Consider the following 26,442-nt stretch of genomic DNA (forward strand, 5'->3'; position numbering starts at 1 on the left):
CCTCCTGAACCCTCTCATCGGATACTCCTGAACACCCCCAGCCACGGGTGGTACAACCAGTCATCGACGGCGTCGTCTTTGCCGATCGCCAGCGTGATCTCACCGTATCGCAGGCAAACGTCCCTTATCTCCATCCGGCGTTCTTCTGCCAGATCGCGCATTACATCGCGATAGTCAATCTCAAACCAGGGGTGAATATGTTCGCCACAGGCCAGGTTCTGAAACTCGAACTGGGCCGAGGCCTTCATGCCGCCTTGCCGATCGCGAAACATAAATTCAGGCTCCTCGTCATCGTCATCCATCATCAGAAAAAACTGCGCTTCTGGCTGCGAATGCCTGAAAGGCGTCAGCGACTGCATGATGGCATGCCAGGTCAGGGGCAATTGCCACCACTGTGCAGCGACGGGCTGATGGGGATCGGGGCTGACCAGCAGCGCACTTCTCAGGCGCTGATGTTCCAGCGCGGCAAAGGCGTTTCCCTCAGCCTGCTCTGAAATCCGCGGTATGGCATTGATCGTATTCGCCGATCCATCCGTTATCAGTTCGCCTATCTCGTGTGAAAACAATCGCCAGCGTTTGGTTTCAAAACCAGGCTGGCAGTAGGCTGGTTCAAACGCTCTTAGCGCCCGGATATTACGGTTAAGAATGACGATATTTTCAACCTGTGGAACCTGTTGCCGGTGGCGCTGTATCCGCCCCGCGAACTGGATCAACGCGCGCATTGAGCTGGGCTCAATAATTCCCCAGTCAGCATCCCAGTCCCTCCCCACCTCAATAACAGACGTGCCTATCACAACAAACATATGATGCTTCGCCGGGTGAGCGTGGATCGCCTGGGCAATTTCTGGTTGCTGCCATAAATGCGCGTCCTGGTGGCGGTCAAACGCTGCGTCGAGTCGTTTTTCCATACGGGAACGCACGGCGAGCGGAAACTGGCTGTGATAGACACAAAAGTGCAGAGCGTAGTCTGGCGGCAGTGGGCGTGAGATCAGCTCACGAGCAATAGCGACCAGGGGGTTGATATTGGCTATCCGCACCAGGCCAAGTGATACCGATTTACCGCTGGGGTGAATCTGGTGGTGACATTGATGCAGAATCAGCATCTGCTGGCTGATTTCCTCGGTCAGCGACGCGACAACATCCTCTGCTAACGAAGAGGCCGGGACGGGATTTATCAGTCTGGCAAAGTGCAGTCGCCGTGCTTTTGCCAGCACCTGAACACGCTGCCGGATAAACGCAGAATGGCGGGCGCGATAGCGATCGATATCGGCAACCTCCGCCGCCTGGGCGCCATTCTCATCGAACCAGGCACAGCAAATTCGCTCAGAGCCGGCCGCATCACCACAGGCCAGGTTCCAGGCCATCCTCCCGGCCTGATAGGCGCTAAATAACGCCTCAATGTGGGCCGGTGGTAAGGTTGCGGAGGAGAGCAGCAGCCGTGCGCCCAACATGCCCGCCCAGTTAACCAGGCGGCACATGGCATACAGATCGTTAACATCAAAGTCGTCTGGCTCATCAAGCACAAGGTCGCTGGTGACTAAGCGCAGCATGGGCGCGATTTGTTTCCCGCCTCGCACTCCTTCCGTTGCCGGCATTAAATGATCGATGGTGGTCACCAGTACCGGTGCGCTGACCAGCCGGTTCAGGCGCTTATCCGAAGATAACCAGCGCTGCAGGGGGCCATGAGTGACCATCCCCTCATAATGGACATACTGATGATCGCTGAAATAGTCATCAGCACTGGCGCTACCGACATCCCGCTCAGGGGGCTCGGGCTTTTCAGCCTGTTGATGCAGCTCCCTGACGGCCTGGGAGCCGGTCAACATCGCCAGATCGTCCTCATCCAGTCCCAGACGGGATTGTAGTGCCTGACCGGTTTGTAGCGTCAGCGTGCGTAACCCAAGAGCGATGCTGAAACGGCAGCCTTCATCCTCATTCGCCAACGCATACATAATGCGAGCATTGGCGAAGGTTTTACCGCATCCGGTTGATGCCAGGTTAACACCAAAAAAGCCGTGCTCAACGCTTCGCTCACGGACAGCTGATGCCACATCCCAGGCTCTATTTTGCCAGGAAAATCGCGCGTCTGCGGCACGCTGCCGGAAGCCCTTATGACGGGCAATCGCCGGGAGATCCTGACGCATTCGCGGCAGATAGCGACCCAGTAATAATGCGTGATGGGCAACAGCAAGATTATGTTCATCCAGCTTTTGTTTCAGTTCGCCGCTTTGGCGATCGCTGTTTGCCCACACCGGATAACTCTCGCTCTGCCAGTGGGGTGATGCAGGCTGTGACGAGTAATAGTGGTCAGCCAGCATCAGAACCAGCCTGGCGAGATGCATACTGAACAGTTGGCTCAGTGAGCCAAACGCTTTCAATGATGGCGTGCGCTTTGCCCGTTTTGCAATCTGCCGCGCTTTCTCACGCCAGTGGGCGCTCTGCAACGGCGTTCCGTGCGGGAAGGTCCAGACGCGGGTAAAATCCTGCTGCTTCCATATCGCATGCTGGTGATTAAGCGCGTTCCAGTCAGCGATAAATTGTTTCGTCAACCAGTCGGCGCTGCCAGGCAGCTGTGAAGCAGAACACACTGGCTGCGGTAACCTGTGATGAGAAACAATCAGCCAGGCAACCACTTGCGCCACTGGTTGCAGTTGTTTAAACGGGCTATCGCTGGTTTCGGCATCATCCTTTTTCAGGCATTTTAATAGCGCTTTTTCATCATCCGCTTCAATGTTTTCCAGCTTGCTAAGCCACTCATCATCACTACGCTTGCCCACAAAGGCCTGAAATAATCTGACCGAGATCCATTCATGACGGTAGGGCTGAAAACGCGGTTTATTGATCTCGTGAAGAGTTTCCTGAAACTTTCTTCCGGCTTTCCCAAAATCATGGAAAAGCCCGGCAATGGCCGCCAGCAGCGCGATACTTTCAGCACTGTGCCAGCCATGCTCCGATTTGTTGCGCAACACATCCAGCGTGGTTTTGTTGGTAGGCACCCTGCCCAGGGCGTTGAATCGACGCAGATTACCGACAATCCACAGCAACTCGCTGCGACCGCTGACCCTTAGCCAGTGGCAGGCTACCGCGGTGTTACGCCTGGCCGACTGACGCAATAGCTTTCTTAACGTCTTCAACCCTTCAAATGTAATCGTCGTCTGCCAGGTACCGGTACCGGTGCGTTCTGCAAACTGATCGAGAATGCGACAGGTTTGGTCACGGGCGCGTTGAGTGCACTGAGAAATGAGCAATACATTCATGACAAATCAGCCTGTCCATGCTCTTCAGCCACGTCCTGCAGCGTGGTAATCATTAAATCCAGGCTTTCACACTGTTGAAAAGCAGCCATGCAGCGCTGTCTGAACGCTTGTTCTTCCTCACCGGCCATGGCCGCAATAAACGCACGTGGCAGGATCAATGCATCTTTAATTAAATCAGCGATATCAAAAACCAGTCCGCCACGCCGCGTTTTGCCATGCATCACCGCAAGGCTGTGGGGCAGACCATTAACCCATGCCGCCACCGCTGCGAGACCATAAGCCAGATAATTGCCGTGATCCAAAAAGCGATTAGCCATATCGCTACCGCCCCCGCGCTTTGCCCGGGTAAAATCGCCATATCCGACCGACTGCGCCATGATTTTATAGAGCGCTTTCGTTAACCGCGCTTCCTCTAACATTAATTGATTATGCGTTGACGCTGATGACATATTTTCTCGCGCCTGCGCAAGCAGGGTATTCAGGCGTGTCCGATCTAACTTAACATTGTTTTCTGATTTTGAGGCTAAACAGTGCCAGTGCATTTCAATTTGATTAATTCGTACCGATTGAAAACTTTTTGCGGCCTTTAATCGCAGCTTCTCTTTAAACCAGAAAGAAACCCATTTTTGAAAATAGTCGGTGGGCCGGTATTCACTTTGTGGAGACAGCCAGGAAACAGCCACATCATATTCATTGGCCGCATAAAGCGGTGTTCCACCCCCACCGCAAAAACCGACCATCACCCCCGCTCGTGCGAACTCCCGCATGGCGAGCTGGGTTACCGACGTTCCGGTGCCAAGCAGCACCACCGTTGTGTTAGCAATGGGAATATTCCAGTAAAGCGACTCTTTGCCCTGCTCGGTAACATATTCAACCCGACCGCCCTTAACCAGCACGCGGCAGTGTTGCAAATAATAGATATTGGCACGTTTTGAATGCAGAATAGTTTTCAAATCCGAAGGCCTGACGTCCTCTGTCCCCATGGCAAAATCCTTTCAAGAATTCACATCAATAATAGCCGGAATGAATGTCGTACAAATTAGATCTGAATAACATTCTGTAAATAAAGTTTCCTTATCAGAGAATTAATCTGATAAAAGCGGCCCGCTTTTAGCCACCAAACGTTATAGCGCGGGGGGCGTCGTTGATCTAAACGGAGTGATGAATCTGCGAAGGGCGAATGAAAAGACCCTTTGTGCGGCGGTGAGCATCCAGCAACTCAATCGGGTAGCGAATACTTTTCTGAGCTGCCTGTACGGCAGTGAACAAACCTGGATGGCGAAACGTTTTGCGAGCACATTTCTAAGCTGCCTGTACGGCAGTGAACCATGAGGTGCATACCGGAACATGCGTCGATATTTTCTAAGCTGCCTGTACGGCAGTGAACTCCCTCACCAATTATTCCTAAAAGCCGCTGGCTTTCTAAGCTGCCTGTACGGCAGTGAACAAAACCGGCGAAGTGCTGCAAATTGGAATGCATTTCTAAGCTGCCTGTACGGCAGTGAACGTTTAGAGGGAGATTTTTAATTGCGTCTATCATTTCTAAGCTGCCTGTACGGCAGTGAACCACCTGATAAACCCCCATCCGAATTTGACGATTTTCTAAGCTGCCTGTACGGCAGTGAACAATCTGATCCGGTTACCTGTATTGCTACCGTATTTCTAAGCTGCCTGTACGGCAGTGAACCACCGAAAACAGCACCTTTATTATTAGTTACATTTCTAAGCTGCCTGTACGGCAGTGAACAAGAATCATAATCCGCTAATGCCTTGTTGGTAAAGCCTTTAACGCTAACTGACGGGAAAAACCCTTTTTTCTGCGCGGCATTTCTTTATTCAATAAATCAACGAGTTAAAAATTGAGAATAAAAAAGGGTTTTGCTGAGGACAGGTATTCCACACCGGCATAGCTAACGTCAGCGACGCGCTTCATAAGACTAAGCGTTGCCCACAAAAAAACGGCCAGAGTTACCTCTGGCCGTTTTTACTGCAGATCCGCAGCGCTATGCCACGGGTTTTGTCAGGGTTGCTTTCGCGTCAGACTGCGGTCTGAAAAATCACCCCATCCGCTTTCTCCGTATACTGCGACAAGCGGTCAAAGTTGAGGTAGCGATAGGTATCGCTGGCGGTCCTATCCACCTGATGCATAAACTGCTGGTACTCCGCTGGCGTCGGCAGTTTTCCCAGCAAGGACGCAACGGCTGCCAACTCCGCTGAGGCCAGGTAAACGTTAGCGCCGGTGCCGAGGCGGTTAGGGAAGTTACGCGTCGAGGTCGAGACCACCGTTGCGCCATCTGCGACGCGCGCCTGGTTCCCCATACACAGCGAACAGCCGGGGATTTCAATGCGCGCGCCACTTTTGCCGAATACGCTGTAATAGCCCTCTTCGGTAAGTTGTGCGGCATCCATTTTAGTCGGCGGGGCAACCCACAGGCGGGTCGGCAACTGACCTTTGTGGCTATCCAGTAGCTTGCCAGCAGCACGGAAGTGGCCGATGTTGGTCATGCAGGAACCGATGAACACTTCATCGATTTTCTCACCCTGTACCTCAGAAAGCAGCCGTGCGTCATCCGGATCGTTCGGTGCACACAGAATCGGCTCTTTAATTTCGTTCAGATCGATATCGATCACCGAGGCGTACTCTGCGTCGGCATCACCTTCAAGCAGCTGCGGATCGGCCAGCCACTTTTCCATGCCCTGGATCCGGCGTTCTAACGTCCGGCGGTCGCCATAGCCTTCAGCGATCATCCACTTCAGCAGCACGATATTCGAGTTGAGATACTCAATGATCGGCTCCTGATCCAGCTTAATAGTACAGCCTGCCGCCGAGCGCTCTGCCGAGGCGTCGGTCAGCTCAAAGGCCTGCTCAACTTTGAGCTTCGGCAAACCTTCAATTTCAAGAATGCGGCCGGAGAAAATATTTTTTTTGCCTTTTTTCTCAACGGTGAGCAGCCCTTGTTTAATGGCATACAGCGGAATGGCGTGGACCAAATCGCGCAGGGTGATCCCCGGCTGCATGTTACCTTTAAAGCGCACCAGCACCGACTCCGGCATATCCAGCGGCATCACGCCAGTCGCGGCGGCAAAGGCAACCAGGCCAGACCCCGCCGGGAAGGAGATCCCGATGGGGAAACGCGTGTGGGAGTCACCGCCGGTACCGACAGTATCCGGCAGCAGCATACGGTTTAACCAGCTGTGGATGACACCGTCACCCGGACGCAGTGATACACCACCACGGTTCATAATGAAGTCAGGCAACGTATGGTGCGTATTCACATCAACCGGCTTAGGATAGGCCGCGGTGTGACAGAATGACTGCATCACCAGATCGGCAGAGAAGCCAAGACAGGCGAGATCTTTAAGTTCATCACGCGTCATAGGCCCGGTGGTATCCTGTGAACCAACCGAGGTCATTTTAGGTTCACAGTAAGCCCCAGGCCGGATACCCTCCACGCCGCAGGCGCGCCCCACCATTTTTTGCGCCAGCGAGAAGCCGCGCTGGCTTTCCGCCACGTCTTTCGCCTTGCGGAAGACATCGCTATGCGGCAAATCCAGCGCTTCGCGCGCTTTCGTCGTCAGACCCCGACCAATGATCAGCGGAATACGGCCCCCGGCACGCACTTCGTCGATCAGCACGTCCGTTTTCAGTTCAAAGGTCGCCAGTAGATCGCCGGTCTGATGATTGCGCACTTCGCCCTTGTACGGGTAGATGTCGATAACATCACCCATATTCATTTCATTAACATCAACCTCGATGGGCAGCGCACCGGCATCTTCCATAGTGTTAAAGAAGATTGGCGCAATTTTGCCGCCCAGCACCACACCGCCTCCCTTTTTGTTCGGCACGTTGGGAATATCGTCCCCCATAAACCACAGCACCGAGTTCGTGGCGGATTTTCGCGAAGATCCGGTTCCAACGACGTCACCCACGTAAGCCAGCGGGAACCCTTTAGCCTGCAGAGCTTCAATCTGCCTGATGGGTCCGATGTTGCCCTGCTCATCAGGTTCAATGCCATCGCGGGCGTTTTTCAGCATCGCCAGCGCGTGCAGCGGGATATCCGGGCGCGACCAGGCGTCCGGTGCCGGTGAGAGATCATCGGTGTTAGTTTCGCCGGTCACTTTAAACACGGTGACGGTAATTTTCTCGGCAAGTGGCGGGCGATTTAAATACCATTCGGCATCAGCCCAGGCGTGCAGCACCCGTTGGGCGTGCGGATTCCCCGCTTTAGCTTTCTCTTCAACGTCATAAAAATTGTCAAACATCAGTAGCGTACGCGAGAGCGCATTGGCGGCGATGGGTGCCAGCCTGTCATTATCCAGCGCGTCAATCAGCGGATGAATATTGTAACCGCCTTGCATAGTCCCCAGCAGCGCAACCGCTTTTTCAGCGCTAATCAGTGGGGAGGTGGCTTCACCCCTGGCAACGGCGGCCAGGAAGCCTGCTTTAACGTAGGCCGCTTCATCCACGCCAGGCGGTACACGATTGATTAACAGGTCAGTCAGAAATTCTTCTTCGCCAGCGGGTGGGTTTTTCAGCAATTCAACCAGCGCGGCCATCTGGGAAGCGTCTAACGGTTTAGGGACAATGCCCTGGGCGGCACGTTGTTCAACGTGCTCACGGTATTCTTTTAGCACGACGTTCTCCTCGCTCTCATTGTTATGTGGCTACCGAGACACCAGCTGCTCCCGCCGGTGATAACGCTCGAAAGGTAGGGTAGAGCGCCCGGTTCCGCGTCGCCCAGCATAGCAGGGTTCCCCGCCAATGTTAATCTGTTTACAAAAAAGCAACATCAAGATCACTCCCTGAAGACGCGCGATTTATCAGGCAAACGTTGCGAATATGACCCAGATACCGGGCAGCAAACCGCCGACAAATTGACGTTTAGTGATAGAAAACACGGGTTAATTAACCCTTTTTATCACGCCCATCTTTAAAAAATTAAACAGGATGGCATGGGTTTTTTTGGCGCTAACCCATTTAATGTTTAGCTACTTATAAAACGACTGAATTAATAATGAACGTCGGTGATTCCACTGGTTTATTCATTTTGAAAAAGCAGCTTATTTAATTACCTTCCCAAACCATTAACGCCAGAAACGCTACCGCAGCGGTACTTCAGATCAGACATGCTTTCGCTGGCTCTGCCGTTAAACCCTTCAGCACCGCAGAATAACAGCGCCTCGCCAGGAGAGATTAATTGGCTATTTTCAACTTCCGGTTAGCTAAAGAAGCGTGATGGTTAATACAGAAGGAGATAACGCTTGGACGGTCTTTCTGCCATGAAGAAACCATCGCGCATTTTTGCGATAAACACCCCCCAGCCAGACAGATTTACGGATCTTCTCATAGTAAATTTATCGCCCCATCCAACGCCTTTTGTCGCCTTTGCTGTTAGCAGCAAAATAGTCAGTTCTGGATAAATTCTCCGTACCTGACAGACTGGCGCGGATGTGATGATTGATAGGCTTGTGTCGTCCTTTTTGCATGGTTCACAATGCCGGCACGCCAGCGCCAGGGTTCGATTATCGATTTTCCGGCCCATAAGCCCCGCCGGTTTTGCCGGGCCTGTTTTTCAAGCCGCGCATAGGCTGCCACCCCGGCCTGACGATGAAAGCGATAAGCCCACGCCATGCCATCCGCCACCTGCCGGGCATTCATATCACGACCACTAAGCCAGATAACCGCTAGCAGGCGGCCATAATTATCCTGTGTGTCCCCCCTGGCGGTGACCACTTTACCGCTTATAAGTACGTTGAGTGCTTGCCGCGAACGCTCTCCATAAGGCTGGTTACGCTCCGGCGCATCAATCCCGATCAGTCGCACGCGCCGCTGCTGGCGGCCGTCAGAGATCGCCACCGTATCGCCGTCGAAAACCCAAACCACGTTGCCACGGATATCCGCCTGCACGGGCATGACTATCAGCAAGAGATTCAGCGCCAGAAGCGACCAGCCTTTCACTGGCCGGTGGTGCAAAGCACAAAGGTCAGCGGCTCTGCGGCAGAGTGCGGGAAATATCGACCCTGGCTGGCGGCAAAACGCAGCCAGCTCTGACACAGCCTTTTGCAACCTGACGCGCCGGGTGGTGCAATGCAAAATATATCTCTTTTTTATCACCGTCACCGAATCTCCCGCTGAGATGTAGATTTCGGTTCAGGCTACCCAATTAACCGCTGGGACTCATCGTTTATCTGGATTTTTTAACAGCCCGTCGAGGGCGCTCGCAAAAAAGGGGCGGTACGCCTGAAAAAACCGGCGGAAAGATAAATCAGGCGGTTTAATCCGTGTACTGCAATGGCTTGGCAAACCGCCTTAGCTGCCTGTACGGCAGTGCACCTGATCGTTAGGTCGCTGGTGCAAGTTCAGCATTTCTAAGCTGCCTGTACGGCAGTACACCTATATGGACACAAGAAAGCAAATGATGCAATCCTCTGAGCTGCCTGTGCGGCAGTGCACTAGAGCATCCGCCTTCAAGCGGTAGGTCGCTTTTCTAAGCTGCCTGTACGGCAGTGCACCTCTTGTAGATTCTAATGCGTCGCAGGTTTTTTTTCTAAGCTGCCTGTACGGCAGTGCACATGTTATTGCAGGAGATGATAATAGCGTTACGTTTCTAAGCTGCCTGTACGGCAGTGCACCAACAGTTGATTCGACTGGCGCATTTTTGATTTTTCTAAGCTGCCTGTACGGCAGTGCACCAGACGTTGATGAGTTTACGCCCGGTCCAACCTTTCTAAGCTGCCTGTACGGCAGTGCACAGAAGGTTCTCGATAACCTTGGTTTGGGAGAATTTCTAAGCTGCCTGTACGGCAGTGCACGTCGCGTATTGCTGCCCTGCGGGGCCGTAAAATTTCTAAGCTGCCTGTACGGCAGTGCACTGTTTCACAGCGGGTGACGGTGGCCGGTGATTTTTCTAAGCTGCCTGTACGGCAGTGCACTACGTGGACGGTATCTGACAACCGGCCCCGCATTTCTAAGCTGCCTGTACGGCAGTGCACCCCCCGCCCTTTGAACAAGATGGACAGGAAACTTTCTAAGCTGCCTGAACGGCAGTGCACTTGCGCCTGTCTGGTCTTTTCTTGCCACCAGCTTTCTAAGCTGCCTGTACGGCAGTGCACTGAATATCCTGTCTGTTGAAATTTTATTAGACTTTCTAAGCTGCCTGTACGGCAGTGCACTAGCTATTTCTAAATCAACAGCATCCTGTAGCTTTCTAAGCTGCCTGTACGGCAGTGCACGTCATTTCTGATATCAGATGACGGCCGTGACTTTTATAAGCTGCCTGTACGGCAGTGCACACAACATTAACTACATCGGCACCGCAGCGGAATTTCTAAGCTGCCTGTACGGCAGTGCACGAAAGCCACCCGTTTATCCCGTTAGATATTACTTTCTAAGCTGCCTGTACGGCAGTGCACTGGAATAGCTATTCCAGGAGCACAGATAAAAATTTCTAAGCTGCCTGTACGGCAGTGCACGTCATGAAGGGAGTATGACCTCCATTCATGCATTTCTAAGCTGCCTGTACGGCAGTGCACTCGGCAAAGGCATTCAGCCTTTGCATCAGGTGTTTCTAAGCTGCCTGTACGGCAGTGCACTAAAATCCTTGAAATCCATAGCTTTCGGGAATTTTCTAAGCTGCCTGTACGGCAGTGCACTAACGGGCCGCAGCTTGATTCTGTTGGTGAGTTTTCTAAGCTGCCTGTACGGCAGTGCACTATACTATTTCTCCGTCGTCACGATTAACTGATTTCTAAGCTGCCTGTACGGCAGTGCACAAGAATCATAAGCGGCTAAGACAATGACGGCAAAGTATTTTCTGTGAATTTTACGCTCAAACCCTTTTTTATTACCCGAATGAACGACTTAATAAAATCAATGTGTTAGCAATGCCTTTAAAAAAAGGGTATGCCAGTAATCGCACTGACTGACGCCGGGACCCGGTCACGCGGCATAAAAAAAACGGCCCCCATCCGGGAGCCGCCTTCGTCAGCAGAATGGGCTTATTTTTTCTTCGCTTTGGGATTCGGCAGGTCGGTGATGCTGCCTTCAAACAGCTCGGCCGCCAGGCCAACAGATTCATGCAGCGTCGGGTGGGCATGAATAGTCAGCGCGATATCTTCCGCGTCACAGCCCATCTCAATAGCCAGGCCGATTTCACCAAGAAGCTCGCCGCCGTTGCTACCGACGATCGCCCCACCGATAACCCGATGGCTTTCCTTGTCAAAAATCAGCTTGGTGATACCGTCTGCACAGTCAGAAGCGATGGCGCGACCGGAAGCCGCCCACGGAAAGGTGGCCGTTTCGTAGCTGATGCCCTTCTCTTTCGCTTCTTTCTCGGTCAGACCCACCCAGGCAACTTCAGGCTCGGTGTAGGCGATAGACGGAATAACTTTAGGATCGAAATAATGTTTCTTACCGGCGATAACTTCTGCGGCAACGTGGCCTTCATGTACGCCTTTATGCGCCAGCATCGGCTGGCCGACGATATCGCCAATGGCATAAATGTGCGGAACGTTGGTGCGCAGCTGCTTGTCAACACGGATGAAACCGCGATCGTCAACTTCAACGCCTGCTTTACCGGCGTCAAGGTTTTTACCATTTGGCACGCGGCCAATCGCGACCAGCACCGCATCATAGCGCTGCGGTTCTGCTGGCGCTTTTTTGCCTTCCATCGTCACATAGACGCCGTCTTTCTTCGCTTCAACCGCAGTGACTTTAGTTTCAAGCATCAAATTGAACTGCTTGCTGATGCGTTTGCTGAAGACTTTAACCACGTCTTTATCCGCCGCCGGGATGACCTGATCGAACATTTCAACCACGTCAATCTGCGAACCCAGGGCGTGATAAACGGTCGCCATTTCCAGACCGATGATGCCGCCACCCATCACCAGCAGACGTTCCGGAACGACTTTCAGCTCCAGAGCGTCTGTCGAATCCCAGACGCGCGGGTCATCATGAGGAATAAACGGCAGTTCGATAGGGCGGGAGCCAGCGGCAATAATGGCGTTGTCAAAAGTGATCGTGGTGGACTCTTTTTCTCCGTCGACCACCAGCGTATTAGCGCCGGTAAATTTCCCCTGCCCGTTGACCACTTTAACTTTACGGCCTTTCGCCATACCCGCCAGCCCGCCAGTCAGCTGGGTAATGACTTTCTCTTTCCAGGTGCGGATTTTATTAATGTCGGTTTTCGGCTGACCGAATACGATGCCGTGCTGCTCAAGCGCTTTGGCTTCTTCAATAACTTTTGCCACGTGCAGCAAGGCTTTAGAAGGGATACAACCCACGTTCAGACAAACGCCACCAAGTGTGTTGTAACGTTCAACCAGGACGGTTTCCAGACCTAAATCAGCGCAACGGAATGCGGCAGAGTAGCCTGCCGGGCCTGCTCCAAGTACCACGACCTGAGCTTTGATTTCTGTACTCATCATGACCTCATGTTTATTGCCGGCGGTCAGACGCAGAGCCTGTCCGGTAAGATCATTTTGCGTTCTGCCAGGCCTGAACGCTTTGCGTACGTCCAGTACGCGCCGGGTCCTTAATGCGGGGCAATACACAAACTGACTGCACCAGTCTCGCCTGAAACAACAGGCTCGTTAAGTCCTTTCTCAACCGGGATAATTTCACCGCTAGAGTTTACAGAATTGTTAATAAACTGCAAACCGCTTCGGCTCCCTGAATACTGACATTAAGGCCGACTAAACGCCGGCCTTAACAATGATTACATTACCAGGCGGCGGATATCCGACAGCAGATTATTAATGATGGTAATGAAACGAGCACCGTCGGCACCATCAATAACCCGATGGTCAAATGAAAGCGAGAGCGGCAGCATCAGGCGCGGCGTGAAGTCTTTACCGTTCCAAACCGGCTCCATGCTGGATTTCGAAACGCCGAGGATAGCCACTTCCGGTGCGTTGACGATTGGCGCAAATGCGGTTGTACCCAGTCCACCGAGGCTGGAGATAGTAAAGCAGCCGCCTTGCATATCACCGGCTGTCAGCTTGCCATCACGCGCTTTCTTCGACATCGCCATCAGTTCACGCGAAAGTTCAATAATGCCTTTCTTGTTCACATCTTTGAACACCGGAACCACCAGGCCATTTGGCGTATCTACCGCCACGCCAATGTTGATGTACTTTTTCAACGTCAGGCGCTGCGCATCTTCCGACAGTGAGCTGTTGAAACGCGGCATCTGCTCCAGCGCACCGGCAACCGCTTTCATGATGAACACGACCGGCGTGATTTTTACGTCCAGTTTTCGCTTCTCGGCTTCCACATTTTGCTGCTTACGGAACGCTTCGAGATCGGTGATATCAGCCTTATCGAAATGGGTAACGTGCGGGATCATCACCCAGTTACGGCTCAGGTTAGCGCCGGAAATTTTCTGAATACGACCCAGTTCAACTTCCTCAACGTCGCCAAACTTGCTGAAATCAACTTTCGGCCAGGGCAGCATGCCGGGCAGACCGCCGCCGGCAGCAGCTGGGGCAGACTCGGCGCGTTTCAGTGCTTCTTTAATATAAGCCTGAACGTCTTCTTTCAGAATGCGCCCTTTACGCCCGGTGCCTTTCACCTTCGCCAGATTAACGCCAAATTCGCGCGCCAGGCGGCGGATCACCGGAGTGGCATGGACATACGCATCGTTCTCAGCAAACGCTTCTTTACCTGAAGCGTTCGCCGCGGCAGGGGCCGGTGCAGATTTTTGCTCAGCCGGTGCCGCTGGCTGGCTAGCCGCTGACGCCGGGGCCGCACCTTCAACCTCAAACACCATGATCAGGGAGCCGGTTTTTACTTTATCGCCGATGCTGATTTTGATCTCTTTCACGCTGCCAGCAAAAGGTGCCGGGACTTCCATTGAGGCTTTGTCGCCTTCAACCACAATCAACGACTGTTCAGCGCTGATTTTATCGCCCACTTTTACCAGCACCTCGGTGACTTCAACTTCATCGCCACCGATATCCGGGACATTGACCTCCTTGCTGCCGGAGGGGGCAGGCGCGGCGGCGGACGCCGTTTTGTCTGGTGCTGCCGGTGCAGAGACACCCGTACCGGAACCTGCGACCTCAAACACCATAATCAGCGAGCCAGTTGAAACTTTGTCACCGGTAGTGACTTTGATCTCTGCCACTTTACCGGCGAAAGGCGCGGGGACTTCCATTGAGGCTTTATCGCCCTCCACCGTTAATAGCGATTGCTCAGCGTCTACACTGTCGCCCACTTTAACCAGCACTTCGGTCACTTCAACTTCATCACCGCCGATATCGGGAACATTCACTTCTTTGCGTTCTGCGGCGGGCGCAGCAGAAGTCGCTGGCGCGGCCTCGTTTTTACCTGCCTTCTCCGGCGCTTTTTCAGCGGCAGACTGAACGCCCTCTTCCGCTTCGAAAATCATGATCAGCTTGCCGGTTTCGACTTTGTCGCCCACCGCCACTTTCAGCGCTTTCACCACACCAGCCTGTGGAGAAGGCACCTCCATCGAAGCTTTGTCGCCTTCAACAACGATCAGCGATTGCTCAGCGTCAACCTTGTCGCCTACCTTGACCATGATTTCGGTCACTTCAACTTCATCCGTCCCGATGTCCGGAACGTTAATTTCAATTGCCATTGCGCTTTTACCTCTTATGCCAGACGCGGATTGACTTTATCGGCATCGATGTTGAATTTTGTGATCGCTTCGGCAACCACTTTCTTATCGATTTCACCGCGTTTGGCCAGTTCACCCAGGGCAGCAATCACCACGTAAGAAGCATCAACTTCGAAGTGATGACGCAGGTTTTCGCGACTGTCAGAACGACCAAATCCGTCGGTTCCAAGTACGCGATAGTCGCTAACCGGGATATAGCTGCGAACCTGCTCGGCAAACAGCTTCATGTAGTCGGTGGAGGCTACCGCCGGCGCATCGTTCATTACCTGAGCGATATAAGGTACGCGCGGTTCTGCAGCCGGATGCAGCATGTTCCAACGCTCACAATCCTGACCATCACGGGCCAGTTCGGTAAACGAGGTTACGCTGTAGACATCTGAGCCAACGCCGTAATCTTTCGCCAGGATCTGAGCCGCTTCACGGACGTGACGCAGAATAGAACCGGAGCCAAGCAGCTGCACGTTGCCTTTGCTGCCTTTCAGCGTTTCCAGCTTGTAGATCCCTTTACGAATCCCCTCTTCCACACCTTGCGGCATAGCGGGCATATGGTAATTCTCGTTCAGGGTCGTAATGTAGTAATAAACGTTTTCCTGCGCTTCACCGTACATCCGCTCCAGACCGTCATGCATGATGACAGCAACTTCATAAGCATAAGCCGGATCGTAGGAGATACAGTTTGGAATAGTCAGAGACTGAATATGGCTATGGCCATCTTCGTGCTGCAAACCTTCACCGTTGAGCGTAGTACGACCGGAGGTACCACCCACCAGGAAACCGCGCGCCTGTTGGTCACCCGCTGCCCAGCACAGATCGCCAATACGCTGGAAACCGAACATTGAGTAATAGATGTAGAACGGGATCATCGGCAGGTTGTTGGTGCTATAGGACGTTGCCGCCGCCAGCCATGATGCACCCGCGCCAAGTTCGTTGATCCCTTCCTGCAGGATCTGTCCTTTTTCGTCTTCTTTGTAGTAAGCCACCTGCTCGCGGTCCTGCGGGATGTATTGCTGACCATTCGGGCTGTAAATACCAATCTGACGGAACAGGCCTTCCATACCAAAGGTACGCGCTTCGTCAGCCAGAATTGGCACCAGGCGATCTTTGATAGATTTATTTTTCAGCATTACGTTCAGCGCACGCACAAACGCAATGGTGGTCGAGATCTCTTTATTCTGCTCCTCCAGCAGCGGCTGGAACTCTTCCAGTGCAGGTATTTCCAGTTTTTCACTGAATTTAGCCTGGCGCTTAGGCAGGTAGCCACCCAGCTTTTCACGCTGACCGTGCAGGTATTGGTATTCTTCAGAATCTTTATCGAGGGTGATATAGGGCAGCGATTCGATCTTGTCATCTTCGACAGGCACATTGAAACGATCGCGAATATAACGAACGCCTTCCATGTTCATTTTCTTCACCTGGTGGGCGATGTTCTTACCTTCTGCGGTATCACCCATACCATAGCCCTTGATGGTATGCGCCAGAATAACCACTGGCTTGCCTTTGGTTTCCTGCGCTTTTTTCAGCGCCGCATACACTTTTTTCGGATCATGACCACCACGGTTCAGCGACCAGATATCATCATCTGACCAGTCTTTGACCAGCTCAGCCGTTTCAGGATATTTGCCAAAGAAGTGTTCACGGACGTAGGCGCCATTTTTCGATTTGAACGTCTGATAATCGCCATCCACAGTTTCATTCATCAACTGGATCAGCTTGCCGCTGGTATCGTTGCGCAGCAGTTCATCCCAGCGTCCGCCCCAGATAACCTTAATCACTTCCCAACCAGCACCGCCGAAAATACCTTCCAGCTCGTTGATGATTTTGCCGTTACCCGTTACCGGTCCGTCCAGGCGTTGCAGGTTACAGTTAATGATAAACACCAGGTTGTCCAGCTTCTCACGCGTGGCAATGGTGATAGCGCCTTTGGATTCCGGCTCATCCATTTCACCATCACCCAGGAAGGCGTAAACGGTCTGAGCACCGGTATCTTTTAACCCGCGGTGATTGAGGTATTTCAGGAACTTGGCCTGGTAAATCGCCGCCAGTGGACCCAAGCCCATTGAAACGGTCGGGAACTGCCAGAAATCCGGCATCAGTTTAGGGTGTGGATAAGAAGAGAGCCCTTTACCGTGAACTTCCTGGCGGAAATTGTTCATCTGCTCTTCGGTCAGACGCCCTTCAAGAAAAGCACGTGAGTAAATACCCGGAGAAATATGTCCCTGGAAATAGACCAGATCACCGCCGTCTTTTTCATTGTGCGCACGGAAGAAGTGGTTAAAGCAGACTTCATAAATGGTGGCGGCAGACTGGAATGAGGCCATGTGACCACCCAGTTCCAGATCTTTTTTCGACGCACGCAGCACGGACATAATCGCGTTCCAGCGGATAGCTGAACGGATACGGCGTTCCAGTGCGGTGTTGCCCGGATAATCCGGCTCGTCTTCAACGGCTATAGAGTTAACGTAGTTGCTTGATGTGCTGCCCGCAGCGACATTTACGCCACCTTTCCGAGCCTGTCCCAACACCTGGTCAATCAGGTACTGCGCACGCTCAACACCTTCTTCACGGATTACCGATTCGATCGCCTGTAACCAGTCGCGAGTTTCGATCGGGTCCACGTCATTATGTGAAAGTTCTGACATGGGTGTGTTCCTTATCTGTGTCTAATACGTTGAATAAGTCCGGAGCCTGTTGACGCTGAGATGCAGCTCCTGGTTTTGTTGCCGCGTCTTATTTACTGACGCGTTAATCCTTACGCTGCTGTAGCCGTCGCAACGAACGCTCACGCCGCGTTTGTTCCCGACTTCTTTCCAGCAGGATTTCCTCAAGGAACGCCAGATGACGGTGTGACGCTTCACGGGCCTTTTCCGGCTCGCGGGCGACTATTGCCGCAAAAATCCTGGCGCGGTGTTCGCTCACTTGCGCCAGCATTTCCCGGCGCGTATAGAGCAATTCAAAATTCTGGTGTACGTTTTGCTTTAGCATCGGGCTCATACTACGCAACAGGTGCAACAACACCACATTATGAGCCGCTTCTGTGACTGCGATCTGATACTGCATGACCGCATCGGCTTCAGCATCCAGGTCGCCGCTAAGCTGCGCCGCCTGAATCTGAACATGGCAATCTTCAATGCGTTTAAGGTCTTCTTCCGTACCGCGCAAGGCCGCGTAATAAGCCGCTATGCCCTCCAGCGCGTGGCGGGTTTCCAGCAGATCGAACTGTGACTCCGAATGGCTCGCCAGCAACGCTATCAGCGGGTCGCTCATGCTTTTCCACAACGTTTGCTGTACAAAAGTCCCGCCGCCCTGACGGCGTAGCAGTAGGCCTTTCGCTTCTAAACGCTGAATAGCTTCTCGCAAAGAGGGTCTGGAAACATCGAACTGTTTTGCCAGCTCCCGCTCGGGCAACAGTTTCTCGCCTGGTCGTAGCGTGCCTTCCATGATGAGCGTTTCAAGCTGCTGTTCGATGGCATCCGATAATTTAGGTTGGCGAATTTTACAGTAAGACATCATCCCACGACGTTCGTTGTCCAGAGTAAATTGGTAATACCAATTACCAAATTGAGCAGCTAAAGTAACAAAGTATTCACCTGGTGTCCATACGCCTGGCTGGCTAAAAATGTTGACTAAATGTTGCCCAAGCACTTTTTTTTTAACCTATTCATCTGGTGCTATGTGCCGCTAACTTGTTAATTACTTGTATCATTCCGCTATCAGTACCGCTCACACGGCGGTTAGACATAAGTTTGCATATCAAATACCACGATGTTCGGATATTTTATTTTCGATGCTCGTTCTAAAATAACAGCTAGTGCATAGCTTTTACCTGAGCCGATGCTACATAAAAATAGGAGGGCGCGGGAAGAATTTGTCCCCACGAATAACGGCCTCTGCCTTTCTGCCCGCAACAAAATACCCCAACTTTACACGCTCGTTTTCAGTATATTCAGCAACTGGGATACCCATAAACTTCTGGGAGTTTGCCGCGTCTATAACGAAACAATCACGGTCAATCAGAGGGAAAGTATCGGTTCCACGTTTGAACCTATTTTTGTTATCACCATCAACTGTACGAGAGGTACCAATCAAAACTCCTCGAACCAGATCTGTGGGCATAGATAACCGTATTCCATCTTCACTTTGTTCTGGAAGAACATCGGATAATTCATCACGCATACTGTGGGTTACCCGTTCCACCATCGCGATCGGAGACTCCCTGTCGGCGCTGCTCCTAATCACGATCAGATTACCGATCGCAGGGGGAAGTTAGAAGTACGAAATTTGAAACATCAATCGTGACACGGCGGACATCGACCGCAGCAAACTTACCAGATTGTTCAGTATCAGAAAATTGAAGGGCTGCTAAATTTTCGCTCAGGGTTGAAGGATCTCATTTATAAGTTTATGAACATCCCAGATTTCCAAGTGTGGAATAAACTGCTGAATTTTGTTTATAGTTAATATTGTTTCGATAACACCCGCTTGGGTATGACTTTTACTATCTGTGACATTCATATATGTCAGTGCCACATTTGCTGCATTCAAACGCAAACACGGCAAGCAGTCGAGCTATCACCGTGTTGGAGTCAAAGTGCTTGACGGTGCGATCGAAATGCCGAAAATCTCGTCGATTGAAGCGCGGCTGCACCGTGAAATTACTGGAACGTCAAAAAGCATCACATTAAGCCGCAGTGCAACGGGGAAATATCATGCTGCGTGACTCTGTGATGACGGGACAGGAGCGACACCAATACTAAGATTGATATCAAATGTCACGGGGCTGGATAAGGCGCTAACGCATCTTGCCATCGAATTGGATGGTAAAAAAAGCTAATCCGCGCCATCTCGTCAATGCCAGTCGTGATTTACGCCGAAAACAGAAAGTGTTAATACGTAAGAAAAAAGGCAGTACAAACCGGCGTGAAGCCACATATCGCTTGCTGTATTCAGCGGGGTTAACTTACTTTCAACAAGACTGTTAAAGTACCGCTATATATTCCCGGAGTTAATTTCATGTTTCCCGGGTTAAAATTAATATTATAACTCTCATTTTCAGTTTCTTTATTTACTCCTACTTCTTTCGAGGGATCATTCACAGGCGTTATAGTATAATTCATTACACTGTCAGCGTCTTTCAATTGAAAATTAGACTCCCCTACTGGAGTGAAGACTAACATCCCACCACCTGACGCGTTAGTGGTAATATTGCGTGTTGCCGTGTAGTTTCCATTACTAATCCCTATTGGAACATCAATTTTATCTACTACATCCACCGATGCATTGACTGAAGCAGAAATATCAGATTCAGCTTTTTGTGCTACTATCTTTTTTCCATCATAAATATTTACAATAGGTGCGTAATATGAATTTGGTGACGTGTTCTGGAATGAAAAATTTAAATACGTGTCCCCAGTCCCACCATCGGTGAGCGAACATATCTTTCCATCACAACTGCATGAAAAATCACCAAAATTAGTAATTTTAATAGTCAAGCCCTCGTATACAGCTCCTTTAGGAGGGTCGCACGATACACCAGACCAGTGCGTAGGCCAATATGTTGACAACCTTACTCCCCCCCACCCTGAACCAGTGGATGACGCTCTCAGGATTTGAGCAGAAGTTGGGAACGAAAAAAATAAACAAAACACAAAGCCCCAGATTGATAAAGTACAATTCGTTTTTTTTAGCATCATCTCCATGTACCTTTTTAATTGGTTACAAAAATACTCTTCACATTTTACCATACCATTTCAACCCTAAATATTTCTTAAACTGTTTTCCTTACAATATTTCATCTGTCATTTACTTACATGTGATCCCATTCCTCAACGGTTCCGCCACGGAATAATGTCTGGCTCAGCCTAAGCGCTGATAAGTGTCCACTGCCCTGGCTCTGAAAACGGCTTCCGCTACTGTTCCATAAGCTATAAAAGCAGGGGTAATGCCTCCAATCAGTTGAAATGGTGCCTTCCTATAAAGGCACCAATCACTTTCTCGTGGAGTTCAATGGAACGAGAGAAGCAGATGGTCTTGCGAGCCAATCGACTGATGTGCGTTCTGAGCGTCAGGTTATTACGCTCGATACGCCGGGTGAATATCTTCCCGGTCAGATGCATCTCGCTCAGCATCTCTCTGGCATAGCTTTCCCGTTACCACTGGTGATAAAGCCTGTCTGCAATGGAGAAAGCAGGCTCAGCAACCCACGGCATTTCTCATCATTGCGTGGGCCAAAGGTATATGCCACGACTCGTTTTCTCCTGGTATCAAAGGCATACCAAAGCCAGTGTCGATGCTGTTTGTTGCCGACACAGGCCCATTGCTCATCAGGTTCACAGATAAGCGCCACGTCATCGGAGGTTACTTGCCTTGTGGTGAGTTTTTTAGGGCGCGTATGACGGTGTTGATGCCAATCTTGAGGACGCGAGCAGTATCACGAACACCTGAGCCGTTGAACGCCATATCAACAATCCTGTCTTTGACGCCAGGCTTGCGGGCTTCACAGGTGCAGGTGAGCTGAAACACGTGCGGACAGACAGGGCAACGATAGCGAAGATGGCTGGCAGGGGTCTTCCCATGGGGATATACGTGGTCAGAGTTGCAACGATGACAGTGAACGGTGATGGATGCCATGAAGCTGTAGGTCTCAAAAGAGTTCATCATATCAGCTCAACCGATCGGAGGCATCACCAAAGCAGGTTAAGACTTTTCAGACCGGGCGGTGTTAATTTGATTTTCTATTAGCTGCTGTTGTGCCCTGTCAGTACCTGAGATGCTTCCAGCGCTTCTCGTTACAGGACAGCATCTAAACGACGGGCATCATAATACATGCCTTACGTGATTCTCATCATAACCCATGAGTTATCTTATATAACTCATAAGCATTGGTGTTGAATGCTGTGAGTGATCAGATAACCCTGTCTCTTCCCGCTTTTCGCGTAGCGGTTCTAGGATGTAATTAGAAAAATCCACGTTAGTTTTGTTTGTATCTCTTAGCTTCTTATGTGCAGAAACAACGTTTCAGGGATCGCTTTTAATGTTTCCAGTTCGCGGGTAGCCTCCTGGTTTGTGGGGAAGCTCGCAAATAAGCTCTCACAAATCTATTGGGTAGATTTTGAGTCATTCTATAGAACCAGCCCAGTTTGAGTTAACCAACCATATCCATACAGTATTTGTTTGCAGGTGGTCTGAGGAAGGCATGCCCTATGGCTTCCTCAGCTTCGGTTATGGCTAACAGAACAGCGATAACATCTGCACGCGTAACAATTTTTCAAACCTGATTATCCACAGAAAGCGAAAGGGCGTGCAAAGCCGCGCGCTTATCACTATTCTTGTCGCGACACCAGCAGAGAGAAAAAACACAGTAGAAAATAGTGTAAACTATTCAATACATTAATGAGAAAAAAGACTTACATTCATCCTGCGGATGTGAGGAAACTTAGCGATGAGGAAACACAATGGATAGTCAGGTTAACGGCGATACACTGAAGCGCGGGCTTAAAAACCGCCATATTCAGCTTATCGCATTAGGGGGCGCTGTGGGTACCGGCCTGTTTCTGGGCAGCGCCTCCGTAATTAAGTCTGCCGGTCCTGCCGTCATACTTGGCTATGCTATTGCAGGCTTTATTGCCTTTCTGATTATGCGCCAGCTCGGCGAGATGGTTGTCGAAGAGCCGGTCGCCGGTAGCTTCAGCCATTTTGCTTATAAATACTGGGGCAACTTCGCCGGTTTCGCTTCCGGCTGGAATTACTGGGTGCTGTACGTACTGGTCGCGATGGCCGAGCTGACCGCCGTCGGTAAATATATACAGTTCTGGTGGCCGGATATACCGAGCTGGATCACCGCTGTGGTGTTTTTCGTGTTGATCAACGCCATCAACCTGACCAACGTAAAAGTATACGGTGAGATGGAGTTTTGGTTTGCCATTATCAAAGTGATCGCGGTCATTGGCATGATCATTTACGGTGGCGTTTTGCTGTTCAGCGGCGCGGCTGGCCCCCAGGCCACTGTCAGCAACCTCTGGACGCAGGGCGGCTTTTTCCCCCACGGCGTCAGCGGACTGGTGATGATGATGGCGATTATCATGTTTTCGTTCGGCGGTCTGGAGCTGGTGGGTATTACCGCCGCTGAAGCTGACGAACCGGAAAAAAGCATTCCAAAAGCCACTAATCAGGTTATCTGGCGCATTCTGATCTTCTACGTGGGATCGCTGGCCGTGCTGCTGTCGTTGTTGCCGTGGACGCAGGTTACCGAGGATACCAGCCCTTTTGTTCTGATTTTTCACAACCTCGGGGACATCGCGGTCTCTAACCTGCTTAACGTGGTTATCCTCACCGCGGCACTGTCGGTTTATAACAGCTGTGTGTACTGTAACAGCCGTATGCTGTTTGGTCTGGCGAAGCAGGGTAACGCCCCCAGGTCGCTGCTCAGGGTTGATCGCCGAGGCGTTCCGGTGACCACGATTCTGGTTTCCGCGGCAGCAACCGCTATCTGCGTGCTGATTAACTATCTGATGCCGGATGAAGCTTTCGGATTACTGATGTCACTGGTGGTATCGACGCTGGTCATTAACTGGGCGATGATCAGCCTCGCTCACCTTAAATTTCGTAAAAAGAAAGATCAGCAGGGCGTTCAAACCCGCTTCAAAGCGCTAATCTATCCGTTCGGCAACTGGCTGTGCCTGGCTTTTCTCGCTGGCATTCTGGTGATTATGCTTATCACCCCCGGCATGGCGATTTCAGTATGGCTGATCCCGGTATGGTTGTTCATCCTGGCCATAGGCTACCTGTTGAAAATCAGTGCGCAGCGTAAGAAATAGTGCATTCTGAACGTCGATAGAAAGGGAGCGTACGCTCCCTTTTTAATGCATTACCTGCGCTGTGCGGAGGGTATTTAAACCAGTGCACCGTAAATCGTCAGTAAAGCAACCACCACAACCATCACCAGGGAGATGCGTTTTGCCAGACTGACCGCAGCACGAGGCGTCGCTACCTTATCGCGATGGGGATCGCGTGCCAGAGAAAACTGCGCCAACTGTGTCAACACAAGATATTGTGCGCTGTGCCGATCGCCAAGTGAAGCAAACCAGGCAGGCAATGCGCGTTCACCGTGACCAAGTAATGCGTAGGCAATCCCCACCAGCCTTACCGGGATCCAGTCCACCCAATGCAGAATGTTATCAACGCCTGATTGCGCGCGTTCCAGAGGCGTCTTGTGGCGAGCCAGCCAGCTCTGCCAGGCACGCAGCGTGGCATAGCCAACCAGCAGCACCGGCCCCCATCTTCCTCCCGCCACGAACCACAGCATTGGCCCGAGATAAAAGCGGTAGTTTATCCACAGCAGCGCATTCTGCAGCTCGCGTAAATAGGTCACCTCATCGCAATCGTGCGGTACGCCGTGGATAAGCGTCAGCTCTTCCGCCATTGCCTGGTGCGCAACGGTATCATCGTGACTGGCGGATTTCAGGTAGGCATGATAGTGCAGACGCACGCTGCCAGCGCCAATACAAAGCACCCCAATCAAAATCCAAAAAATCAGCAGGGGTACGCCAAAAAACCATCCTTTCAGTAGTTGAATGCATACTGCGGTCAACGCCATACACATGAGTGTCAGCAACAGCGTATGCAGCAGCGAATAGCGGCGCTGACGACGCAGTAATGGCGCTATCCGGTGCTCAATCTGCCAGTGCTGGCCCATTTTGAATAACCGTTCCCAGCCTAAAACCAGTAACAAACTAAAAAGAGTCATGTGCTCGAACCCTCCTGATGAGCAACCTTGGTAAGCATCTGATGGTAGCGTTGCCAGTCGAACGCTGCGCCGGGATCGGTTTTTCGCTGCGGGGCGATGTCGCTATGGCCAGTAATATTGGCGACAGTCAGTGGATAATGCTGCATTAATAGCCGCGTAACCTGTACCAACGCGCGATACTGCTGATCGGTGTAAGGCAGAGTGTCGGTGCCTTCAAGCTCAATACCAATGGAAAAATCGTTGCAACATTCTCTTTCCTGCCAGCAGGAAATGCCGGCATGCCAAGCCCGCTCGCTGAAAGGAACATATTGCACAATTTCACCATCGCGACGAATAAGACAGTGCGCCGACACGCACAGCCCGGCAATTTCAGCAAAATAGGGATGTGCCTCAGGATCGAGCGTTCCGGTAAATAGCGCATCAATCCAGGGGCCGCCAAACTCACCCGGCGGCAGACTGATATTGTGAATAACCAGCAGAGAGGGCTGTTCTCCGTGCGGGCGGGAATTGTGATGAGGCGACGCGACCTGACGTGCGCCGATTAGCCTACCGGCTTCGAGTTGCATCTGCTGCTCCGAATATAACAGACCTGTCATCAGGTTAGCATGAATTATCGTGGAAGAGAGTAAACGCAGACCAGCCATTTAAACGTTCTCCGTTCGGTCGTCTGCTGGTAACCACGGGGCAAACAAGCTAGCATGCCCGGACCCATTATTGGTTTTCCGGAGTTTGTACCATGAACAGCCGCCGTTACGATCCTGACAGCCGCAAAGACATATTAATGGAACGTATTAAGCATGATATTCCCATCAGCGTCGCCCAGGCATTGAGCGAAGATTTGGGCAACAAAATTGATGTATCGCGTGACATTACCGCAGCATTAATACCCGCTGATGCCAAGTCAAAAGCGGTAGTGATAACCCGTGAGGCTGGCGTTTTTTGCGGTAAACGGTGGGTTGAAGAGGTTTTCATTCTGCTTGGTAACCGTGCTCAGATCGCCTGGCTGGTTGATGATGGCGACGATATTCAGGCCAACCAGCCGCTGTTTGAAATCAGCGGCCCCGCTTCTCTGATACTGACCGCCGAACGCACGGCGCTAAATTTTGTGCAAACCCTGTCTGGCGTGGCCTCCCAGGTGAGCCGCTATGTCGCTCTGCTGAAAGGCACCCAGACCCAACTGCTTGATACCAGGAAAACCATACCAGGCTTGCGCACCGCGTTAAAATACGCCGTGCTTTGCGGCGGTGGCAGTAATCATCGCCTGGGCCTTTATGATGCCTTTTTGATTAAAGAAAATCATATTATCGCCAGCGGCTCGATTGCACAGGCGGTGGAAAAAGCGTTATGGCTTCATCCGGAGATCCCGATCGAAGTTGAAGTGGAGTCATTCAGTGAGCTCAGTGCAGCACTGGATGCGGGCGCTGATATCGTTATGCTGGACAACTTCGCCCTTGAGGATCTGCGTGAAGCGGTGAAAATTACCGCCGGTCGCGCACTGCTGGAAGTGTCAGGCAACGTAACTATTGAAACACTGCGTTCTATTGCAGAAACCGGCGTTGACTATATTTCTGTTGGCGCCCTGACAAAGCATCTTCACGCCCTCGATCTCTCCATGCGCTTTCGCTGAGCCAGCTCGTGACTTTCCACCTGACAGCCAGCCTGATGCTGGCTTTTTTTGCGAGTGCTCTTCCACCACTACTCATCTTCGATGAAACGCTATGAATTACTTATGAGATAACACGATAACCGTAATCAACGCGCTGGTTAAGTCCAGCCAAATGCTCAGGATGGGATCTCCACT

The 26,442-nt window shown here is 51.6% G+C and carries 15 protein-coding genes, 2 pseudogenes and 2 CRISPR repeat arrays; of the genes and pseudogenes, 3 read left to right on the forward strand and 14 right to left on the reverse strand.

Going from position 1 to position 26,442, the window contains the following annotated elements:
- Nucleotides 1-14: 14 nt before the first annotated feature.
- From cas3f to BM191_RS06475, 10 genes are all read right to left on the reverse strand, one after another.
- On the reverse strand, nt 15-3,257 hold the full coding sequence (gene cas3f / locus BM191_RS06435) for a type I-F CRISPR-associated helicase Cas3f (protein WP_092876335.1): 3,243 nt from the start codon (nt 3,255-3,257) through the stop codon (nt 15-17).
- Nucleotides 3,254-4,240, reverse strand: coding sequence for a type I-F CRISPR-associated endonuclease Cas1f (gene cas1f, locus BM191_RS06440; protein WP_092876337.1), 987 nt, complete (start codon nt 4,238-4,240; stop codon nt 3,254-3,256). Before cas1f ends, cas3f begins: the two co-directional genes overlap by 4 nt.
- Before the next feature lie 256 nt (nt 4,241-4,496).
- Nucleotides 4,497-5,004: direct repeats of the CRISPR family, unit length 28 nt; unit sequence TTTCTAAGCTGCCTGTACGGCAGTGAAC.
- A gap of 290 nt (nt 5,005-5,294) precedes the next feature.
- Entirely contained in the window at nt 5,295-7,892 is a 2,598-nt protein-coding gene (gene acnB, locus BM191_RS06445; RefSeq protein WP_092876339.1) for a bifunctional aconitate hydratase 2/2-methylisocitrate dehydratase, read from the reverse strand.
- A 772-nt stretch (nt 7,893-8,664) separates the two neighbouring features.
- Nucleotides 8,665-9,378: a thermonuclease family protein gene (locus tag BM191_RS06450; protein ID WP_230479534.1), complete on the reverse strand. Its 714-nt coding sequence runs from the start codon at nt 9,376-9,378 to the stop codon at nt 8,665-8,667.
- A 185-nt stretch (nt 9,379-9,563) separates the two neighbouring features.
- Nucleotides 9,564-11,030: a CRISPR direct-repeat array (repeat unit 28 nt; unit sequence TTTCTAAGCTGCCTGTACGGCAGTGCAC).
- Between the two features lie 225 nt (nt 11,031-11,255).
- Nucleotides 11,256-12,680 carry a dihydrolipoyl dehydrogenase gene (gene lpdA / locus BM191_RS06455; RefSeq protein WP_092876753.1) on the reverse strand — a complete coding sequence of 475 codons (1,425 nt, stop codon included), beginning with the start codon at nt 12,678-12,680 and terminating at the stop codon, nt 11,256-11,258.
- A gap of 293 nt (nt 12,681-12,973) precedes the next feature.
- Nucleotides 12,974-14,860, reverse strand: a complete 1,887-nt coding sequence (aceF, locus tag BM191_RS06460; protein WP_092876341.1) for a pyruvate dehydrogenase complex dihydrolipoyllysine-residue acetyltransferase — start codon at nt 14,858-14,860, stop codon at nt 12,974-12,976.
- A 14-nt stretch (nt 14,861-14,874) separates the two neighbouring features.
- Nucleotides 14,875-17,538, reverse strand: coding sequence for a pyruvate dehydrogenase (acetyl-transferring), homodimeric type (gene aceE, locus BM191_RS06465; RefSeq protein ID WP_092876343.1), 2,664 nt, complete (start codon nt 17,536-17,538; stop codon nt 14,875-14,877).
- 103 nt (nt 17,539-17,641) lie between these two features.
- Nucleotides 17,642-18,406 carry a pyruvate dehydrogenase complex transcriptional repressor PdhR gene (gene pdhR, locus BM191_RS06470; RefSeq protein WP_092876755.1) on the reverse strand — a complete coding sequence of 255 codons (765 nt, stop codon included), beginning with the start codon at nt 18,404-18,406 and terminating at the stop codon, nt 17,642-17,644.
- A gap of 224 nt (nt 18,407-18,630) precedes the next feature.
- The gene (locus BM191_RS17505) at nt 18,631-18,774 is read right to left on the reverse strand and encodes a helicase HerA domain-containing protein (RefSeq protein WP_177203302.1); all 144 of its coding nucleotides are present in this window, start codon (nt 18,772-18,774) and stop codon (nt 18,631-18,633) included.
- Nucleotides 18,734-19,072: a hypothetical protein gene (locus tag BM191_RS06475; protein ID WP_143088794.1), complete on the reverse strand. Its 339-nt coding sequence runs from the start codon at nt 19,070-19,072 to the stop codon at nt 18,734-18,736. Before BM191_RS06475 ends, BM191_RS17505 begins: the two co-directional genes overlap by 41 nt.
- A gap of 364 nt (nt 19,073-19,436) precedes the next feature.
- Here BM191_RS06475 and BM191_RS06480 point away from each other — a divergent pair.
- Nucleotides 19,437-19,836, forward strand: a pseudogene (locus BM191_RS06480) (RNA-guided endonuclease TnpB family protein); the annotation flags it as partial.
- A 15-nt stretch (nt 19,837-19,851) separates the two neighbouring features.
- On the opposite strand, the gene BM191_RS06485 reads toward BM191_RS06480, so the two are convergent.
- Together BM191_RS06485 and BM191_RS06490 are read right to left on the reverse strand one after the other, a co-directional pair.
- Nucleotides 19,852-20,388 (reverse strand): hypothetical protein, encoded by a 537-nt coding sequence (locus tag BM191_RS06485; protein WP_143088795.1) that lies wholly within the window; start codon nt 20,386-20,388, stop codon nt 19,852-19,854.
- A 459-nt stretch (nt 20,389-20,847) separates the two neighbouring features.
- Nucleotides 20,848-21,543, reverse strand: a pseudogene (locus tag BM191_RS06490) (IS1 family transposase).
- 807 nt (nt 21,544-22,350) lie between these two features.
- Between BM191_RS06490 and aroP the strand changes: the two are divergent.
- Nucleotides 22,351-23,712 carry an aromatic amino acid transporter AroP gene (gene aroP / locus BM191_RS06500; protein ID WP_092876349.1) on the forward strand — a complete coding sequence of 454 codons (1,362 nt, stop codon included), beginning with the start codon at nt 22,351-22,353 and terminating at the stop codon, nt 23,710-23,712.
- A gap of 74 nt (nt 23,713-23,786) precedes the next feature.
- On the opposite strand, the gene ampE is transcribed toward aroP, so the two are convergent.
- Together ampE and ampD are read right to left on the reverse strand one after the other, a co-directional pair.
- Complete coding sequence (gene ampE / locus BM191_RS06505; protein WP_092876351.1) at nt 23,787-24,641, reverse strand: beta-lactamase regulator AmpE; 855 nt, start codon at nt 24,639-24,641, stop codon at nt 23,787-23,789.
- A complete protein-coding gene (gene ampD / locus BM191_RS06510) occupies nt 24,638-25,207 on the reverse strand; it encodes a 1,6-anhydro-N-acetylmuramyl-L-alanine amidase AmpD (protein ID WP_092876757.1) in 570 nt (189 codons plus the stop codon). The genes ampE and ampD overlap by 4 nt, the downstream gene beginning before the upstream one ends.
- A gap of 170 nt (nt 25,208-25,377) precedes the next feature.
- On the opposite strand from ampD, the gene nadC reads away from it, so the two are divergent.
- A complete protein-coding gene (gene nadC, locus BM191_RS06515) occupies nt 25,378-26,268 on the forward strand; it encodes a carboxylating nicotinate-nucleotide diphosphorylase (RefSeq protein WP_092876353.1) in 891 nt (296 codons plus the stop codon).
- The last annotated feature ends 174 nt before the right edge of the window (nt 26,269-26,442 follow it).

The sequence above is a fragment of the Izhakiella capsodis genome (assembly GCF_900115045.1).
Classification (GTDB): Bacteria; Pseudomonadota; Gammaproteobacteria; order Enterobacterales; family Enterobacteriaceae; genus Izhakiella; species Izhakiella capsodis.

Bases quoted from the DNA above. Each gene is read 5' to 3' on its own strand.
- cas3f (WP_092876335.1), bottom strand. From the start codon at position 3,257: ATGAATGTATTGCTCATTTCTCAGTGCACTCAACGCGCCCGTGACCAA.
- cas1f (WP_092876337.1), bottom strand. From the start codon at position 4,240: ATGGGGACAGAGGACGTCAGGCCTTCGGATTTGAAAACTATTCTGCAT.
- lpdA (WP_092876753.1), bottom strand. From the start codon at position 12,680: ATGAGTACAGAAATCAAAGCTCAGGTCGTGGTACTTGGAGCAGGCCCG.
- aceF (WP_092876341.1), bottom strand. From the start codon at position 14,860: ATGGCAATTGAAATTAACGTTCCGGACATCGGGACGGATGAAGTTGAA.
- aceE (WP_092876343.1), bottom strand. From the start codon at position 17,538: ATGTCAGAACTTTCACATAATGACGTGGACCCGATCGAAACTCGCGAC.
- pdhR (WP_092876755.1), bottom strand. From the start codon at position 18,406: ATGTCTTACTGTAAAATTCGCCAACCTAAATTATCGGATGCCATCGAA.
- BM191_RS06475 (WP_143088794.1), bottom strand. From the start codon at position 19,072: ATGCGTGATGAATTATCCGATGTTCTTCCAGAACAAAGTGAAGATGGA.
- aroP (WP_092876349.1), top strand. From the start codon at position 22,351: ATGGATAGTCAGGTTAACGGCGATACACTGAAGCGCGGGCTTAAAAAC.
- ampE (WP_092876351.1), bottom strand. From the start codon at position 24,641: ATGACTCTTTTTAGTTTGTTACTGGTTTTAGGCTGGGAACGGTTATTC.
- ampD (WP_092876757.1), bottom strand. From the start codon at position 25,207: ATGCAACTCGAAGCCGGTAGGCTAATCGGCGCACGTCAGGTCGCGTCG.
- nadC (WP_092876353.1), top strand. From the start codon at position 25,378: ATGAACAGCCGCCGTTACGATCCTGACAGCCGCAAAGACATATTAATG.